Consider the following 2,683-nt stretch of genomic DNA (forward strand, 5'->3'; position numbering starts at 1 on the left):
GGGAATTTCTTTTGCTCTCTCAGCTTACATTTACCAGGGGAGGTAGCCGCCAGTCCTTGATCTGTCCTGGTGCTGCTATCTGTTTTTGACTGGCGGCTACCTCCCCTCCTTCCACCTGAATCCTTACATAAAATCTCGTGGTGAATATTGTCAAATGCTCCCTTAATATCTCCCTCGATAACCCAGAAGTATTTATTGCGTTTGTTGATGTAACTGTCCAATAAGGCAATGCAATCCTGTGTTCTGCGCTCCGGTCTAAAGCCGTTGGAGCAGTTAAGAAAATCACTTTCCCATATTGGTCCCTTGTACCATCTTCAGTAGCATTTGTACGACTCGGTCTTTGAGGGTGGCAATACCCAATGGACGACGCTTGCCGTTGGCTTTGGGAATATAAGCACGGCGTACTGGTTTTGGTCGAAACTGTTTAGACCGCAGTTCGGCTTGTAACTGGCATACAAAGACGGCTTTTGCCGATGAGGATGCCAGTTCCTTTTTGGTTACGCCGTCAATTCCCGCAGTTTTAGCCCCCTGATTGGAGAGGACAGATTTTAAGGCTGCGTGTATCCAGTCTTCTCGGCATATGAGCCGATATAAATGGTCGAACTGATGTTGAGGATTATGCTCTGCCTTTCTGGCTAGGCTACGTTGGGTTTTGATGATATCGGACATAAATTTTAGTCCTCTCTACTTCCCTTGACGTTCCTTCTGACAATGATTGCCGTCCTTCGCCATGTACCAGACTTTCTCTGGCTCGGACTACTACGACGGCTCTGCCACATGATGGTTACATCAGCCGCAGTTAGCCCAGTCTCTGTGGAGACCAACCATCATGCTTCCTACGTTCGCATAGTGGTATGTGTTGCTTTTGACTTTAGGCTCCTTCTTTACGCCCGTAAGACACAGTCCCAGTGTCCCCGATATCAGCCGATAATTTATACCCCTATAATTAGAGCGGTTCAGTCCGGATCAAAAGACCTTTTCATCAACTGCGTGAAAGGTTGATTTACCTGATATCTCGTACCATCCCTGTTGTTTAGCAGTACGTCCAAGGTGTGGGCGCTTCAAACAAAGGTTTCTGGCGTAGCCATAGTCACTTTCAGGCTCGGAGCCTTGTGCTGTAACAGGGTGTCAGCATGTTGCCCCTTGTTCATCGGGCTTCAAACGGGTTGTTACTCATTGTCCCCCGCCTGCCGACTCAGCCTTGGCGCTCTGGGGTGAGCTACCAGCTTCTATAGGTCTAATCAATCACCTCCTTATCTCGATGACCTCAGCAATACCACTATGCGCTTCGTAGCGCACTGACCCCACCTTGCGGAGTTCCCTCAGATATAGCAGTAAATACCCCTTGGTCAATCACCCCAGATTTTAGCTCTAACAGCAGAAGCCTCTCGCTCACCCGAAGGGGAGCGATGAGATGAATGCGCGTGAGTTGAGGAGCGTTCCCCGACCAATGCGAAGCGAGGAAGGGGAACAGCGACGAAACGAACCATCTCTGAAGCCTCAAACAGACGGGTCAGGTGCATCTTGATTCTCGATGTACTGACGCAATGTTGAAATGGTAACACCTCCGCAACTTGCAACAAAGTAAGACCCATTCCACAGAACATCTTTGCGGTAAAACTGGTTCACCCGTTTCTCAAACTCCTGTCTCAGTTTTCGTGATGAAACTGACTTCAAATTATTCACCAGATTGCTCAATGCCACGTCTGGGTGGTACTGAAACAGCAAGTGAATGTGATCTTCCTCTCCATTGAATTCGACCAATTTGCAATCCCATTTACCAAGCAAGTCTAGGAATACTTCATGCAGTCGCTTCAACATCTCACCTGTAAAGACTTTGCGACGATATTTGGTCGTCAGAACTAAATGAACCTTTAAGTCACTGACCGACCTACCTTTACTAACAAAATCATTTTTCATGGCGCTTTGCGGAATTGTTGCTATAATCAGTGTAGCTTTATTCAACAGCACTCACGCTTGGTCGATAGCGAGGTAACACCGATGAAGCTAAACTACCAGTACAGAATCTATCCATACACTCAGCAAATTCAAAAGTTAAATGAATGGCTGAGAATTTGTCGTTATCTCTATAACCGTTGGTTGGGTCAATGCCTGGATTGGTGGGACAGAAATCGGTGTGCCGTTAACGCTTGTCCGTTGGTTTGTCATCTAAGAGAACTTGCAGACAATCCGTATTACACGGATCTCAAAGCTCAATTGCCAGGACTCAAAACTGATCTTGTGACGGTGCAATGGTCGGGTGAATTGCTGGATTTGAAATCGGTATATTCCACTGTCTTGCAGGATGTTTACACCTCGCGTCTCAAGAAAGCGATGGATCGTTACATTTTGGGTGATAGCAACGGGAAACGGAGCGGTAGACCTCGTTTCAAAACCGAAGCGGATTATCGTTCATTCAAGTTTCCACAAGCGAAACAAGACTGGATTGATCCAAAGAATGCAGTGCTGTATCTACCGTTCATTGGTGGGGTGCAAATTCGATTGCATCGTCCTTTGCCCGATGGCTTCAAACTGAAAACGGTTCAAGTCATCAAGAAAGCTGATGGATGGGTGCGACGTGGCACCCTGATGAACGGAGTGGAGAACCTATCCTCCCTGCGGTTTCTGTCCCGCAGTCCCCACGTAAAAGACTCACTGAGTCCGGTCACTCCAGTAGTAAGCA

Annotated in this window: 4 protein-coding genes; 1 reads left to right on the forward strand and 3 read right to left on the reverse strand. The window is 47.4% G+C overall.

What is annotated here, in order from left to right:
* The 3 genes from MiSe_RS48465 to tnpA form a co-directional block, all read right to left on the reverse strand.
* On the reverse strand, positions 1 to 221 hold a 221-nt coding region (locus MiSe_RS48465; protein WP_444980647.1), incomplete at its 3' end, for a hypothetical protein.
* A 61-nt stretch (positions 222 to 282) separates the two neighbouring features.
* Positions 283 to 669, reverse strand: a complete 387-nt coding sequence (locus MiSe_RS48470; RefSeq protein WP_226594600.1) for a reverse transcriptase family protein — start codon at positions 667 to 669, stop codon at positions 283 to 285.
* Between the two features lie 831 nt (positions 670 to 1,500).
* Positions 1,501 to 1,920: an IS200/IS605 family transposase gene (gene tnpA, locus MiSe_RS48475; protein WP_226594601.1), complete on the reverse strand. Its 420-nt coding sequence runs from the start codon at positions 1,918 to 1,920 to the stop codon at positions 1,501 to 1,503.
* Positions 1,921 to 2,001: 81 nt separating this feature from the next.
* Between tnpA and MiSe_RS48480 the strand changes: the two genes are divergently transcribed.
* Positions 2,002 to 2,683: RNA-guided endonuclease InsQ/TnpB family protein (locus tag MiSe_RS48480; RefSeq protein WP_226594603.1), on the forward strand; the 682-nt coding region annotated here is incomplete at its 3' end.

It is taken from the genome of Microseira wollei NIES-4236, from assembly GCF_020521235.1.
Classification (GTDB): domain Bacteria; phylum Cyanobacteriota; class Cyanobacteriia; order Cyanobacteriales; family Aerosakkonemataceae; genus Microseira; species Microseira wollei.